The organism is Chryseobacterium sp. Tr-659 (assembly GCF_011752975.1).
In the GTDB taxonomy this organism is placed as follows: Bacteria; Bacteroidota; Bacteroidia; order Flavobacteriales; family Weeksellaceae; genus Chryseobacterium.
Genome location: NZ_VWWP01000003.1, coordinates 127,015 through 140,100 on the forward strand (window position 1 = coordinate 127,015; position 13,086 = coordinate 140,100).

The 13,086-nt window shown below is 34.5% G+C and carries 12 protein-coding genes; 5 read left to right on the plus strand and 7 right to left on the minus strand.

The genetic code is table 11. From position 1 onward, the window contains the following. Together F3J23_RS08235 and F3J23_RS08240 are read left to right on the plus strand one after the other, a co-directional pair. Nucleotides 1-792: a CPBP family intramembrane glutamic endopeptidase gene (locus F3J23_RS08235; RefSeq protein ID WP_167026862.1), complete on the plus strand. Its 792-nt coding sequence runs from the start codon at nucleotides 1-3 to the stop codon at nucleotides 790-792. A 20-nt stretch (nucleotides 793-812) separates the two neighbouring features. Next, nucleotides 813-1,580, plus strand: a complete 768-nt coding sequence (locus F3J23_RS08240; protein WP_167026864.1) for a TrmH family RNA methyltransferase — start codon at nucleotides 813-815, stop codon at nucleotides 1,578-1,580. A gap of 129 nt (nucleotides 1,581-1,709) precedes the next feature. On the opposite strand, the gene F3J23_RS08245 is transcribed toward F3J23_RS08240, so the two are convergent. Then, the gene (locus F3J23_RS08245) at nucleotides 1,710-2,051 is read right to left on the minus strand and encodes a hypothetical protein (protein WP_142725311.1); all 342 of its coding nucleotides are present in this window, start codon (nucleotides 2,049-2,051) and stop codon (nucleotides 1,710-1,712) included. Between the two features lie 183 nt (nucleotides 2,052-2,234). Here F3J23_RS08245 and F3J23_RS08250 point away from each other — a divergent pair, with 183 nt between their 5' ends. Both F3J23_RS08250 and F3J23_RS08255 read left to right on the plus strand, forming a co-directional pair. Continuing rightward, nucleotides 2,235-3,416, plus strand: coding sequence for a hypothetical protein (locus F3J23_RS08250; RefSeq protein WP_167026867.1), 1,182 nt, complete (start codon nucleotides 2,235-2,237; stop codon nucleotides 3,414-3,416). After that, nucleotides 3,400-3,981: a hypothetical protein gene (locus tag F3J23_RS08255; RefSeq protein ID WP_167026870.1), complete on the plus strand. Its 582-nt coding sequence runs from the start codon at nucleotides 3,400-3,402 to the stop codon at nucleotides 3,979-3,981. The genes F3J23_RS08250 and F3J23_RS08255 overlap by 17 nt, the downstream gene beginning before the upstream one ends. Here the strand turns inward: F3J23_RS08255 and F3J23_RS08260 are convergent. Both F3J23_RS08260 and F3J23_RS08265 read right to left on the minus strand, forming a co-directional pair. Next, nucleotides 3,930-4,505: a 5-formyltetrahydrofolate cyclo-ligase gene (locus F3J23_RS08260; protein WP_167026873.1), complete on the minus strand. Its 576-nt coding sequence runs from the start codon at nucleotides 4,503-4,505 to the stop codon at nucleotides 3,930-3,932. The genes F3J23_RS08255 and F3J23_RS08260 overlap by 52 nt on opposite strands. 5 nt (nucleotides 4,506-4,510) lie before the next feature. After that, a complete protein-coding gene (locus F3J23_RS08265; protein ID WP_167026876.1) occupies nucleotides 4,511-5,881 on the minus strand; it encodes a rhodanese-related sulfurtransferase in 1,371 nt (456 codons plus the stop codon). A 338-nt stretch (nucleotides 5,882-6,219) separates the two neighbouring features. On the opposite strand from F3J23_RS08265, the gene F3J23_RS08270 reads away from it, so the two are divergent. Next, nucleotides 6,220-7,746 carry a trypsin-like peptidase domain-containing protein gene (locus F3J23_RS08270; RefSeq protein ID WP_167026878.1) on the plus strand — a complete coding sequence of 509 codons (1,527 nt, stop codon included), beginning with the start codon at nucleotides 6,220-6,222 and terminating at the stop codon, nucleotides 7,744-7,746. Nucleotides 7,747-8,492: 746 nt separating this feature from the next. Here the strand turns inward: F3J23_RS08270 and F3J23_RS08275 are convergent. The 4 genes from F3J23_RS08275 to F3J23_RS08290 form a co-directional block, all read right to left on the minus strand. Further along, nucleotides 8,493-9,272: a hypothetical protein gene (locus F3J23_RS08275; RefSeq protein ID WP_167026881.1), complete on the minus strand. Its 780-nt coding sequence runs from the start codon at nucleotides 9,270-9,272 to the stop codon at nucleotides 8,493-8,495. Nucleotides 9,273-9,288: 16 nt separating this feature from the next. Next, nucleotides 9,289-10,311 (minus strand): hypothetical protein, encoded by a 1,023-nt coding sequence (locus F3J23_RS08280; protein ID WP_167026884.1) that lies wholly within the window; start codon nucleotides 10,309-10,311, stop codon nucleotides 9,289-9,291. A 376-nt stretch (nucleotides 10,312-10,687) separates the two neighbouring features. Then, complete coding sequence (locus F3J23_RS08285) at nucleotides 10,688-10,816, minus strand: LuxR C-terminal-related transcriptional regulator (protein ID WP_167026887.1); 129 nt, start codon at nucleotides 10,814-10,816, stop codon at nucleotides 10,688-10,690. 429 nt (nucleotides 10,817-11,245) lie between these two features. Next, complete coding sequence (locus F3J23_RS08290; RefSeq protein ID WP_167026890.1) at nucleotides 11,246-12,934, minus strand: LuxR C-terminal-related transcriptional regulator; 1,689 nt, start codon at nucleotides 12,932-12,934, stop codon at nucleotides 11,246-11,248. Nucleotides 12,935-13,086 lie beyond the last annotated feature (152 nt).

Genomic DNA, 13,086 nt, shown 5'->3' on the forward strand with positions numbered 1-13,086 from the left:
ATGAGCAAAAACATTCGTTTCTTTTCAATCTTCATCTTAGGCTTTACAGCTTACTATTTCTTTGATTTTTTATGTTTTAAAAGCATCCAGACGTTCTCAAAAAATACAATTCACAGCAAAGCACTTGCTCATGTAATTGCTTATTCCGTAACATTAATCCCATTGGTCATCACCTTAAAGATTTTATTGCCACAGAAAAATATCTTTGACTTATTCTCTCTAAACAAGCCTCCGGTAAAAGGATTTTTATTGACACTTATAGGAACATTTCCTATGCTTGCCGGATACTTTATTCATTTCAATATCATTGAAAAAATAAACTTTGAATCTCTATTTATCAACACCATTTCGTCTGCATTTTTTGAAGAAATTATTTTCAGAGCATTTCTTATCGGGATATTATTTCGGTTTACCAGACTAGGATTTATATCTTCAGCCTTATTGGGATCATTATTGTTTGCTCAGGTACATTTATACCAAAGCCGGAATATAGTGGAGCTTATTGAAATATTCGTCATTACATTTCTGGGTTCGTTATTTTTCGCATGGGTTTATTTTGAGACAGAATTCAATCTTTGGTCTGCCATATTTCTCCATTTCTTTATGAATTTATATTGGGAGATCTTCAATGTATCGGAAAATGTTTCCGGAAACCTTTATGGAAACATTTATAAACTTTTATCCATTATTGTAGTTATAGGCCTTATCGTCTATTTTAAAAGAAAGAATAAATCCCCTTTTCTCATCACAAGGAGAAGTCTTTTTATAAAAACCAGGGAAGCTCAATCATAAATTTTGCATAATTTTGCGGTATGTTGATAGAAAGTTTTCAAAACGATAAAATAAAAAATGTCACTAAGCTCCTTACTGACAACAGATTCCGTAAAAAATCAAAAGTTTTTGTAGTGGAAGGGCAGCAGGAAAATGAAAGGGCAATACAGTATAATTTTGAACCGCAGGAATTTTTTATCTGTGAAGCGATCTTTAAAGGAACACTCCCAACGGGAAAAATTCATTATGTAAGCGAAAAAGTTTACGAGAAAATTGCATACAGAGGAAGTTCAGAAGGGATTATCGGAGTTTATACCGCAAAAGAGACTCCTCTTTCATCATTTGCTCCTAAATCAGATTCTACGGTGATTATTGTGGAAGGAGTTGAAAAGCCTGGAAATCTGGGAGCTATTCTGAGAAGCTGTGAAGCATTCGGAATAGATGCGTTGATTGTAGCAGATGGGAAAACAGATTTTTACAACCCTAATGTAATCAGGTCAAGCGTTGGATGTCTTTTCGGTATGGAAGTCTATCAGGCTGAAAACGCAGAAACATTAAAATTTCTTCAGGACAATGCATTCAATATCTATACAACGCTTATGGATGAAAGTGCAGAGGATCTTTATAAAAGAGATTTCAAGCTGCGCTCTGCTGTGTTATTTGGCACGGAACATTCCGGATTGAGTGATTTCTGGATCGGAAAAGGCAAAAACACATTAATTCCGATGGCCGGAAGTATTGATTCTCTGAATCTGAGTAATGCAGTAGCTATCACCTGCTATGAATCTTTAAGGCAGAAGAAAGGATAAACAATATTTAACTGCTCTTGGTCTTACTTTGTTATAAGAGATTGTTTCATCTCGGCTCGCAATGACTAAGCATAAAAAAACCGTCTCACTGAGTGAAACGGTTCTTTTATTGTTAAGCGTATGCTAGAATTATTTCTTAGCAGCGTCTTTTGCAGCATCTTTAGCAGCGTCAGCAGCACCTTTAGCAGCATCAGCAGCTCCTTTAGCAGCTTCTCCAGCTCCTTTAGCAGCATCTTTAGCAACTTCAGCACCAGCAGCAGTAGTAGCAGCAGCAGCATCTTTAGTAGCTTCTACAGCAGTAGTTGCAGCAGAATCAACAACTTTAGCAGCAGAATCAGAAACTACAGCAGCAGAATCAGCTACGTTAGCAGCAGCAGAATCAGTTGCTCCTTCAGTAGAAGTAGCTTCAGTTTTTTTACAAGCAACTAGAGAGATTGCAGCGATAGCAGCTACGAATAATGACTTTTTCATAATAAATTAAATTTAATTTTGTTAATATTGTTTTATAAAATTTTCTTCTGTTCTGTTATTTGAACAAGACAAAGGTAGAGCAGTTAGAAAATTTGTCTATGAAAAATAATTGTAATACCTTTGTAAAATAGTTTTACAAAAAAACATAGCTGATAATCAACAATTTAATTATTTTTTGAAAAATTGACGGATTTAGATCTATTACACTTTGAACAGCTAAAAAAGGATGTTCAGGGCCAATACTTAAAAGAATATACCCCTTCACAGGATGATATTTCCAAGTGGAAGGGTATAGATATAATATATTTTCAGGAAGACCTCCGCAAAAAAGCGAAGGGGAACATCAGTGAAAAGTCATTTTACACCTACTTCAAAACTTCGCCTGTCACCAAATTACCAAGAATAGATATGCTCAATTTATTGAGTATTTATGCAGGATACGACTCATGGTACGAGTTTAAAAAACAGCATCTTTTTGCCGGAGAATTGTTGCAGGAAAACGAGGAATTGGAAGAGGAAGAAATCAATGAACTGGAAAAAACAGTTTCTGCGGCTCTTGAGCTTCCAAAAGCAGAGATTCAACCCAAAAAAGCTGAAAACCAAGCCTCCAAAAACACTGATTTACAAAAATCAACAACTGAAAATCAACAAGTTAATCAAAATAAAAATAGTATAAGCGAACCGGAAATTCCCCAGGCTTTGCCTAAGAAAAATTTCTTAAAAAAGAACGCCTGGGCATTGGTTACTTCTGTACTGATCACTATAACGGGTCTTTTAGGATTTAAAGATGTACTTTTTTCGAAAACTTATAAATATTGTTTTATCGATAAAGACAGAGGGGTATCTGTGATCAACACTTTAGAGATCATGGTAGTGAAAGAAAATGAGTCTCCTTTGATGTATAAAATAAAGCCTGGGGAATGTTTCTATTATTCCACGAAAGATAAAATTCTAAAGATGCGGATCAGTGCTCCTTTTTATGAACCTCTGGAAGTAAACAGAAACCTGGAAAACGCCCCTGAAGAAGAAAAGATAGAACTGAAGCCGGATGATTATAAAATGGCAGTCTATTATTTCTCTATAAAAGACGTTAAAGGCGGTAATCCTGAGGAACAGGTTGCCCTCATCAAACAAAAAAGAAACCAGCTGGAAAATCTGATCAGCAGCAACGCTGTGATATATCAGGTTTATGACAATGACACTTATGGTATAGAAAGGCTGGACAAACAGAAATACATCACCCTGGTAACCACACCTACTACCTCACTGAAAAACCTGACCGTAATAGAAATGAAAAAGGATAACAATGGTAAAATTGTATCCATTAAATTTAAAATTGCCTCCACAGATGAAAAGAATAAATAATTTTTTAATCTTAACGATGCTTCTAGCTTTATTTGCTGCCTGTAATAATAAAAAAACTGAAGTAAGCGATCTGGATAAACTACGTAACAGCAACAACGAAAAAAGCTATCCTGCAGTACAGATGGACAGCATGCAGGCTATTAATTCCATAACCAAACAAAAAGTTCAGGAGCTTCTTGATCTGTCTACCTTATACCTTTCCGGAAACAGAAATACAGAAATAGACACTGTTATTTATTCACAGATGGAAAGCTACTTCCACAAGCCCGATACTTTAACATTCAAGAAACTTTTTAAAGAACTGGACAGTATGAAAGTGAAATCCGTAAAGGTGAACAATCTGAATGTCTATAAAGAATTTTATAAAAAAGACACACTGGATTATGCTAAATTCAATGTGGAGTACTTTGACAATAAGAATAAATCTTTGGGTGTTTTTGAGAAGAATGCACAATATATCCTATTGTCCACATCCAAACTTAAAAAAGAATTTAAGTTCTACTTTTTAGATTTTTATTCCCAGCCGCTTAAGAAAGACAGCACTTCTGTGGGAGTTACCAAATAGTCCAGAGGAATATCATTTTCCCAGACATCATCAACATATTCATCGGGGTTAAAATAGTTAACTCCGATTTTTTTTGCATCAGGAGATAAACGTTGAAAAAATCCGTCATAAAAACCTTTTCCATAGCCTACTCTGTTTCCTTTTGCATCACAGTAAAGCAAAGGAGTAATTACATAATGGAAATCCTTTTCACCAGAATCTTGACTAGAAACAGGTTCTGAAATCCCCCAGGTATTCATTGCAAACACGGTATTTTCAAAAATCTCAATATTAATAAGTTCATCACCTACAATTTTAGGCACATATACGCGAATATTATGTGCTAAAAAATATTGGATGAAGATTTGAGTATCAATCTCATTAAACTTCTCAATCGGGATAAATAGATGAACCTTCTGCCCTTCCTGAGGTTGAAAATAATCAAGAAAATGATCAAATATTTTCCCGGATAACAAGAAAGCCTCATCACGAGACAAGGCTTTTCTTTTTTGCATATATTTTTTTCTGAGTTCTGCTTTATACATCTGTGTTAAGCATTTTCAGAAGGTTCTACAATTTTATACAATTTATCTGAAAGACGAACTCTGAATGGAAGTTCAAAAGTGATCTGATCTCCTTTTTTAGCAGTTTCACAAGGACCTCCATTAGCATAAATTTCAGTCATTGTAACTTCCTGCTCTCCAGTAGTAGGACCTGAAATCAAAATTTTATCTCCTACTGAAAGTTCTTTATTTTCGATTAAAAACTGTGCAATCTTCGACTTTGAATAATAGTGTTCTGCTTTTCCGATTAATACTTTTTTAACAGATATTTTCTGACGGATATTTTTTGTTTCTGCTTTTCCTAAAGGCTGATCTGACAGGTCGCCGGATTTTTTGAATTTCAGTGCATCAGACTTTCCTTTTCTGAAGACTTTATTTCCAACCTGAAGGCCTTTTCTCAATTTTACCTGTTCATCCCAAGGTAAATGTATGGTATCAAAACATTCTGTGGAACAGCAGTTTTCCATTGCTGCTTTACATTCATCACATTGGATAAACAATAAATGGCACGCATCATTGGCACAATTCGTATGGTTATCACAAGGCTTACCGCATTGGTGGCATTGTGCAATAATATCGTCTGTAATCCTCTCTCCTAAGCGGTGATCAAATACAAAGTTTTTCCCGATAAATTTACTTGTAATGCCCTCTTCTTTGATCTGGCGGGTATATTCAATAATTCCTCCTTCTAATTGATAAACATTTTTAAAGCCCTGATGTTTGAAGTAAGCACTCGCCTTTTCACAACGAATACCTCCTGTACAATACATCAGAAGGTTTTTATCTTCTTTAAAATCCTGAAGCTGGCCGTTGATAATAGGTAAACTTTCTCTGAAGTTTTCCACATCCGGAGTAATAGCTCCTTCAAAATGCCCAACTTCACTTTCGTAGTGATTTCTGAAATCTACCACAATCGTATTCGGATCTTCAAGCATATTGTTGAATTCCTGAGCTCCTAAGTGGATTCCTTTATTGGTAACATCAAAGGTTTCGTCATTCAATCCGTCTGCTACAATTTTATTTCTGACTTTAATCGTCAGTTTTAAAAAGGAGTAATTGTCCTGATCTACCGCAACATTTAAGCGGATTCCTTTCATAAAGTCATAAACTTCAAGCGTATCACGAAAAGCCTCAAACTGATCTGCAGGAACACTCATCTGAGCATTAATTCCTTCATGGGCAACGTAAATACGGCCAAGCGCATCAAGGGCGTTCCAGGCTATAAATAATTCGTCGCGAAATTTTTTGGGATCTTCAATTTTGGCATACGCATAGAAAGACAAAGTAAGACGGTCTTTACCGGCTTCATCAATAAGTTGAGCTCTTTCTTCTGCGCTTAAGGTGTTATACAGTTGCATGCTATAAACGTTTTAAGTGAGAAAAATATTTCTGCAAAGATAGTATTTTTCAAATAAGTATATTTATAAAGGAAAATGATAAATCTTAGCAATAGGCATAATTAAAAAATGAAGAGGACATTTATACAGATTATCTGACATATTTTCTTTAAGTTTTTTTTAAGTTTTGTTAACTATGGCACGAACAATTATGACATAATACACAAATTGATATAATAGCCGTTAAATTTTAGTTAAAATTGAAACATAGCATACTAATTGCTTACTTATTTAACATTAAATTTGTTTACTCAAAAACATAAAAAAAGAAATTAATTAACAAACAAGAAAGATATACAATGAAGAGTACTTTAAAAAAACTATTACCATTTGCAGTAGTGGGAGTTATTTCCGGAGCTACTACCGTTGGAGCCCTACAATATTTCGGACACACCTCCAACAATGGAGATCAATCTTATTTCACAACATCAGCTCCTACAGCATCTTTTGCTGGTATGAACACTGGAGCAGTAGGCGATGATTTTGTAAAAGCGGCCAAAACAACCGTTCCGGCTGTAGTTACGATTAAAAATTACCAAAGCAGAACATCCAGCAGAGCTTCAGAGCAGGATCTGTTTGACTTTTTCTTCGGGGATCCTTTCGGGGGAAGAGGCCAGCAGAGACAAAAGCAGCAGGCCCCGGACAACATGCCGTCAGGAATGGGTTCAGGAGTTATCATCTCACCGGATGGTTATATCATCTCCAATAACCACGTAGTAGCGGGTGCCAATAAACTGGAGGTTGTATTAAGCAACAAAAAATCATATATCGCAACTTTGGTTGGAACAGATCCAAATACGGATATTTCCCTACTAAAGATTGAAGAAAAAGGACTTCCTTACTTAAATTTTGCTAACTCTGATAATATTGAAGTAGGACAATGGGTACTTGCAGTAGGAAATCCTCTGGGATTAAACTCTACAGTAACAGCGGGAATTGTTTCTGCTAAAGGAAGAGGTATCGGAATTTTAGGAAGTCAGGGAAAAGCAGCTAACCCTATTGAAAGTTTCATCCAGACGGATGCTGCGATCAATCCGGGGAACTCAGGGGGTGCCTTAGTAAATACGAACGGTGAACTTATCGGGATTAACTCCGCGATTCAGTCTACGACAGGATATTACCAAGGATACGGATTTGCGGTTCCTTCGAATCTTGCAAGAAAAATAATTGAAGACATCAAGAAATTTGGAATTGTACAGAGAGGATTCCTTGGAGTTCAATCATTAGATTTATCCAATGATCAATTGGTTCAGGCATACAATAAACAGAATAAAACAAATCTGAAAGTTGGTTCAGGGGTATATGTTACAGGATTTGGTGAAAGCAGCGGAGCTGAAGATGCAGGTCTGAAAAAAGGTGATATCATTACCAAAATTGACAGCTACGATATTACTGACTTTGCTGATCTGTCTATGTCTATCGGAAGCAAACGTCCTGGTGATAAAGTGCAGGTAACTTATTCAAGAAACGGTAAAGATGCCACTACCAGCGTAACGCTTAGAGATCAAAAGGGCGGTACTTCTACCAGAACAAAAGCGGACCTTAGTGTAACTGAAAAAATAGGTTCAGAGTTTGACACCCTTAATGAACGATTCAAAACGGAATACGGATTGAACAGTGGTGTAGTTGCTAAGAATGTTTCTGAAGGCGGTGAAATGGCCAAAATCGGAATCGTAGATAATTACATCATTATCGAAATAAACGGCAAACCTGTGAATTCGCAGAAAGATGTAGAAAAGATTCTGGATAAATATCAGGGAAATGTACAGGTGAAATTTGTGGATGACTACGGAAGAATCTATACAAAAGGATTCAAAATGCCTTAATTAAAAGAAACAATAGTTTATTCATATCAACAAAAAAGACGCTGCAGAAATCTGCAGCGTCTTTAGTTATAAGCACACTTGCTCAGGCTTTTTATATCCACTACAAAAGGTACACACTGAAGTTCTTTAAAAACCTTTGATTATCTCCAATATGTACTTCTTGAAACAGCAGCATTTAAACTAATTTATGGAGTGTACAACATTTAAGAATAAAGCTATTGTGACTTTTGTGGTTAAAGAATGGTAAGAACTGCAAAAAGTTTAAAACGAGCTTATAATGGATAAGGTCCAAAAATTGGGAACATACATTATTTTTTGTTGAATGAAACAAAGTATTTAAAAAAACGCAAACAAAGCTTATTTGAATGTTTTACTTTAGGGAGCAAAGAGGGATCACTTTCTCGCCGAAGAAAAGATTCTGCAAACAGTACTTTATTTACATCAATAAAAAGACGCTGCAGAAATCTGCAACGTCTTCAATTATGATCATTAAAAACTTATAATTCAGGTATATTAATACCATTCTTATTTTGAGATGACAGTTCATAGAGTCCAATGCCATTTCGGACTAAGTCCAAATATGGCAATTGAACTATAAAATTGGACTATGAACATTTTTATATTATTTTTCATTTAATACGACTTCTAATACTTTTATTCCAAAAGCATAAAAGCAATATAATTTTTAAGAATAAAAGAAGTAGAAAGGACTTCTACTTCTTTTATTTTAAATACAAAAAAAATAATTAGTTGACGACAATTTTAACTAAGTCAAATGACTGATTGCCTTCATTAATTTTAAAAATTATTGTCCCTGCTGCTGCCGGAGTTCCTGATACTTGGGCATTTATCGTTCCGGAAGCATCCAGTATACCTGCAGGATAAGCTATTGTTACTCCATTCTGTGTTGAATTACCCGCAGGATATGTGGTTCCTTTCCCTCCTGTATATGCAATTGATACATTCTGATTAATGGCAGTTCCGGCCGGAGAGGATATTGTAGGGCTAGAAATAATCAAGGGGACTTCCCAAAAACTCCATTCCACTCCGTTATAAACAGCCAGCATCTTTTTAGATTCATCATAAATAACAGATCCTGATGTAGGCTCAACAATATTTTGAGGAGTATTAGCTCTTGGAAGTACCAAACCCATATTTGAGCTCTCTAAGACCAAGACTCCCGGAGCCTGAGTAGAAGTATTTCCTATAATCACTCCTCTGGATTCTATACCAGTAAAAGATACTGTAGGAACATTTCTTATCCCTGTGTTCTTTGTTAATTCTTCCCATCCGGTATCCTTTTTATATATTACTTTATTAACAGAAGAATCAAATATCACAGTCCCTTCTACGGCATCAGCCGGTTGAGATCCGATATTGGGAACGACAAGAGGGGCCGCTTCATTACTAAGATCTAACACCCCGCCCGCAGTAAGAAATTGAGCACTATTCCCAATGACTACCTGAGCGTAATTGCTGTTGCAAAAGATCAAAGCAAATATTGGACATATAAAATATTTTTTCATAATGTTTTTGTTTTTATTATCTGTTATCAATACAGGTTTGAACTATACATCCCCAGGAAGAGCCATCATAAAGAGAAAGACATTTATTAGCCGTATCATAGATTAATGTTCCTTTTACAGGAGAAATTACATTAGTAGTAATAGTTCTCGGCAAAACCAAGCCTTTACTATTTGACTCAAGATAAAATGATCCGATAACGCTATTCAACCTCTCATCTATTCCACTGACATTTAATGTAGAAACAGCAAATTTTTTAATTGTAAGAGGTGGACCGGTAGTAGCTCCTGGCTTTGTACATATAGTCCCTGTGCTTGGTGGATCTATATAGTTAATAAGGTCTGTTTTCACTCCCGCTACGTCACAGTTTCCGTTATCTGAAAACGGATTGTCCGGATGACCTTCTGGTAAGCTTGGTGTGGACGGACGAGCAGCCGGATCGGAATAGATCCCATAATCAACATAAAGAACATTGGGTGAATTGGAGACTAGTCTCTGGCTCGCATTTAAAGGACCAAAAGGGGTATTTATTCTTACTATCCAAGACTTTCCGGTGGGAGAGCCAACATAGTTTATCCAGTAATTAGAAAACATATTAACAGGCCCATTAATACAAAAACTTACCACAGCACTCTCTCTTATATCTCCAAGAAAAAATGAATTTAAATTTGTGGGCCCGGTAATACTTACATTCAGAACTCCTCCACGCCCTGTAGTGAGCCTGTTAAGATTTACAGAAGTAGTAAACATCGCAGTCGATGAACGTAAAATTCCGCCGTTGCATACTTCTACACTTCCAGCAGGAAATGTATTGGTATCAAAACTATAATCTGCCGTTCCGGTGATCCATAATTTAAATCCTGCGGGAACATTCGGAAGAAAGCCTGTTCCTGAATTGATATAGTAATTTCCACCGGGGTTCTGCGTCAGATCAAAAGTCCCTGTATAAGGAGCAGAGCCCGGAGGGTAACATTGAGAATACATAATGCCAAATGATAACAGCATCATAATTCTAATCAGATAATAAATTTTCTTTGTCATTGTATGTTGTATTTAAATCTTTTTTCTCATTCAAATGTTTTGGAACGTATTTTATCTTTTGATCCTATTAAAAAATGGGCCTAGTCATTTTGGGTTTGGATAGATTATAAATCTCATCTCATCATTTGTTTGATATAACATAGTTTGACTAGGCCACGTTGAGGGAATTTGTATTTTCGTGAATAACATTACAATTTTAACTAAGAATTCGGCAAAAACATTAATTTCTTGCGTTAATTACCGTTATGCAGCTTGTTTATTTTCATTAATAAATAAGAAAAACTACAAATACATTAATTTGATTTAAAATTTTCTTAATTATTGATTGTTTTCGTATTGAAAATGCCAATTAATTACAGTACAATTAAAAACAAACTCAGTTCTGCACTTCAGATACATTCAATTTATTTTTGATTTTTGTTTTATAGGCTCTGATGGTTCCCGGAGATGTATTTTCAATCGCAGAAATCTCATGGCAGACATGTCCATTCTGAAATAGCAGCATAATCCGATATCTGTTTCCGTTAAATTTTCACATCTTTTTGTGAGGTTTCCTACAAACTGTAAATAAGATTATTATTTAATACGGTAGTTATTCTTTTTTGTATTATTCTTTACGTTCTTCCAATTGATATAATGATTAGCCCGTTAATCTTTGGGAGATTTTTTCTAAGTTATCCATATTGTTTTTATAGGAATAACATTTCTGAAAAGAGCCGCCTTGAGCCTTGTTATGGAAACTCCATAAAAAACCCGAAGAAACAAAAACGTTCTCCGGATTCAATATTGTTTAATATATTGCCAACCTATTTTAGGACGACTCACTTTTTAATCACCATCATATAGGCTATTGGTTTTCATCAATAGGCATTAATTATTTTCACCTATCCTATAATTTTATTAAATATTGATTGTTTCATGTTGAGAATGTCAATTACAATTCAATTAAAAACGAACTTAGATTCTGTGTTTTAGGTACATTCAGTTTATTTTTGATTTTCGTTTTATGGACCCTGATTGTTCCCGGAGATGTATTTTCAATCGCAGAAATTTCTTTGGCAGACAAATCCATTCTGAAATAGCTGCATAATCTGAGCTCTGTTTTCGTTAAGTTTTCACATCTTTTAGTCAGGTTCTCTATAAACTGTTTATTTTCAACGCTGCTTTCATGAATCAGATTAACACTTTTCTTATCAATATTCATCAAACTATTTATTTTTAAAGTCATTTCTCGAACGATTGATTCAGAATCATTCTCATTTTTAATTCTCTTCAGATTATCCATGATAATTTCCTCTACTTGTTGTTTTAAACTAATATTCTGATAAAGAAGACTTATTTTTTGTTCCTGAAAAGAAATACTGTTCTTCAGCAATTTTTTTTGACATTCTATGTCCTTCATTTTTCTTTTACTATTTAAAAACATTCTGAGTATAATACCCGCAGATAAGATGACTGTCAATATGATCAATGCCTCTACAGTCTGATATTTTTTTCTGCTGGAAGCAATATCATCCGAACGTTTTTTGACAAGACCGTGGATAAGATTATTATTTAATGCAGTAGTGATTATTTTTGTATTCTTCATACTCTCCAAATTGAGTTTATGATTGAGCTCAATCAATCTTTGAGAGATTTTTTTTAAGTTACCTACATCGTTTTTATAGGAATAATATTTCTGAAAAATCCCATTAAGAGCAATTTCATCTGTTGTATTTTTAGGCGGAATTCTAAGTTCTTTCAACAAATTAATGATCGCTATAATTTTGAACTGCTGCTGGCTTTCATAATAGAGATTAATTAATTTTTCAGCACACGCTATAGCTCCCTTATAGTTTAATGTATTTCTATAATAATTAAAAACCTGTCTTAGCTCATCTTCTGCCATTTTATAATTCCTGTTTTCATAGAGGTATGTTCCCAAGTACCCTCTCATTAAGTATAAAAAATTGATCTCAGTTCCTGATAAATTACTTTTCTTTTTCAGGACTTCAATTCCTTTTCCTACTTCTTCAATCGCTCTTTTATTATTTCTGATTTTATTATACACAAGTCCGAAATTATTATACATAGAGGCTACATATAAAAAATCATCCTTAGGAAATTTTCTCAAAGCCAGCTGAAAATAGAATTGTGCTTTAGAATATTTCTGATCATTAAAGTATAACCTCCCTTTCATGTGATACAGATGAGCAATAAAATATTCTTTCGGATCTTTTTTATTAAACCGTATTGCATCATCAATAAACTTCATAGCAAGATCAGGCGATGTATTCTCAAACTGAAAAGCCAGTAATGCATAACAGGCCATTGAGATAAAACTATGCTTGTCATTATTAAGCCATAACAATTGAAATACAAGCGGAATCTGAACAAAAGATTTCTCAGAGCTGTCTCCTTCATGATATAAAAAGAGCTGAGCATATTTGCTTCCTATAAGATATTTTTCGTTATTATATTTTTTGAACTTCTCTAGTTCTCTTTCCTGAATTTTTGAGATTGGGCCTCTTTCATACCTGACCGGGATAATCTCTTTGGTAATTTCGTAAAAATAAGCGTTGGAATTTTCTTCTTTACATGATAGAAAAAAGAAAATAAATAATAAATAGAATGCTTTTAACATATAATATAATTAGTGGTTATAAGTCTTTTTTAAGAATTAAAATTCAAAAGACATGAAAAGATCACATCATGAACATCGTAAAACAAAATAAATCACTAGTTGATGAATTCAATGATACAAAATAACCTTAAAGTCAGACTTAAGAAAAGAAA

Bases quoted from the DNA above. Each gene is read 5' to 3' on its own strand.
- F3J23_RS08275 (WP_167026881.1), bottom strand. From the start codon at position 9,272: ATGAAAAAATATTTTATATGTCCAATATTTGCTTTGATCTTTTGCAAC.
- F3J23_RS08240 (WP_167026864.1), top strand. From the start codon at position 813: ATGTTGATAGAAAGTTTTCAAAACGATAAAATAAAAAATGTCACTAAG.
- F3J23_RS08265 (WP_167026876.1), bottom strand. From the start codon at position 5,881: ATGCAACTGTATAACACCTTAAGCGCAGAAGAAAGAGCTCAACTTATT.
- F3J23_RS08270 (WP_167026878.1), top strand. From the start codon at position 6,220: ATGAAGAGTACTTTAAAAAAACTATTACCATTTGCAGTAGTGGGAGTT.
- F3J23_RS08280 (WP_167026884.1), bottom strand. From the start codon at position 10,311: ATGACAAAGAAAATTTATTATCTGATTAGAATTATGATGCTGTTATCA.
- F3J23_RS08235 (WP_167026862.1), top strand. From the start codon at position 1: ATGAGCAAAAACATTCGTTTCTTTTCAATCTTCATCTTAGGCTTTACA.
- F3J23_RS08290 (WP_167026890.1), bottom strand. From the start codon at position 12,934: ATGTTAAAAGCATTCTATTTATTATTTATTTTCTTTTTTCTATCATGT.
- F3J23_RS08260 (WP_167026873.1), bottom strand. From the start codon at position 4,505: ATGTATAAAGCAGAACTCAGAAAAAAATATATGCAAAAAAGAAAAGCC.
- F3J23_RS08245 (WP_142725311.1), bottom strand. From the start codon at position 2,051: ATGAAAAAGTCATTATTCGTAGCTGCTATCGCTGCAATCTCTCTAGTT.
- F3J23_RS08285 (WP_167026887.1), bottom strand. From the start codon at position 10,816: ATGCTGCTATTTCAGAATGGACATGTCTGCCATGAGATTTCTGCGATT.
- F3J23_RS08255 (WP_167026870.1), top strand. From the start codon at position 3,400: ATGAAAAGAATAAATAATTTTTTAATCTTAACGATGCTTCTAGCTTTA.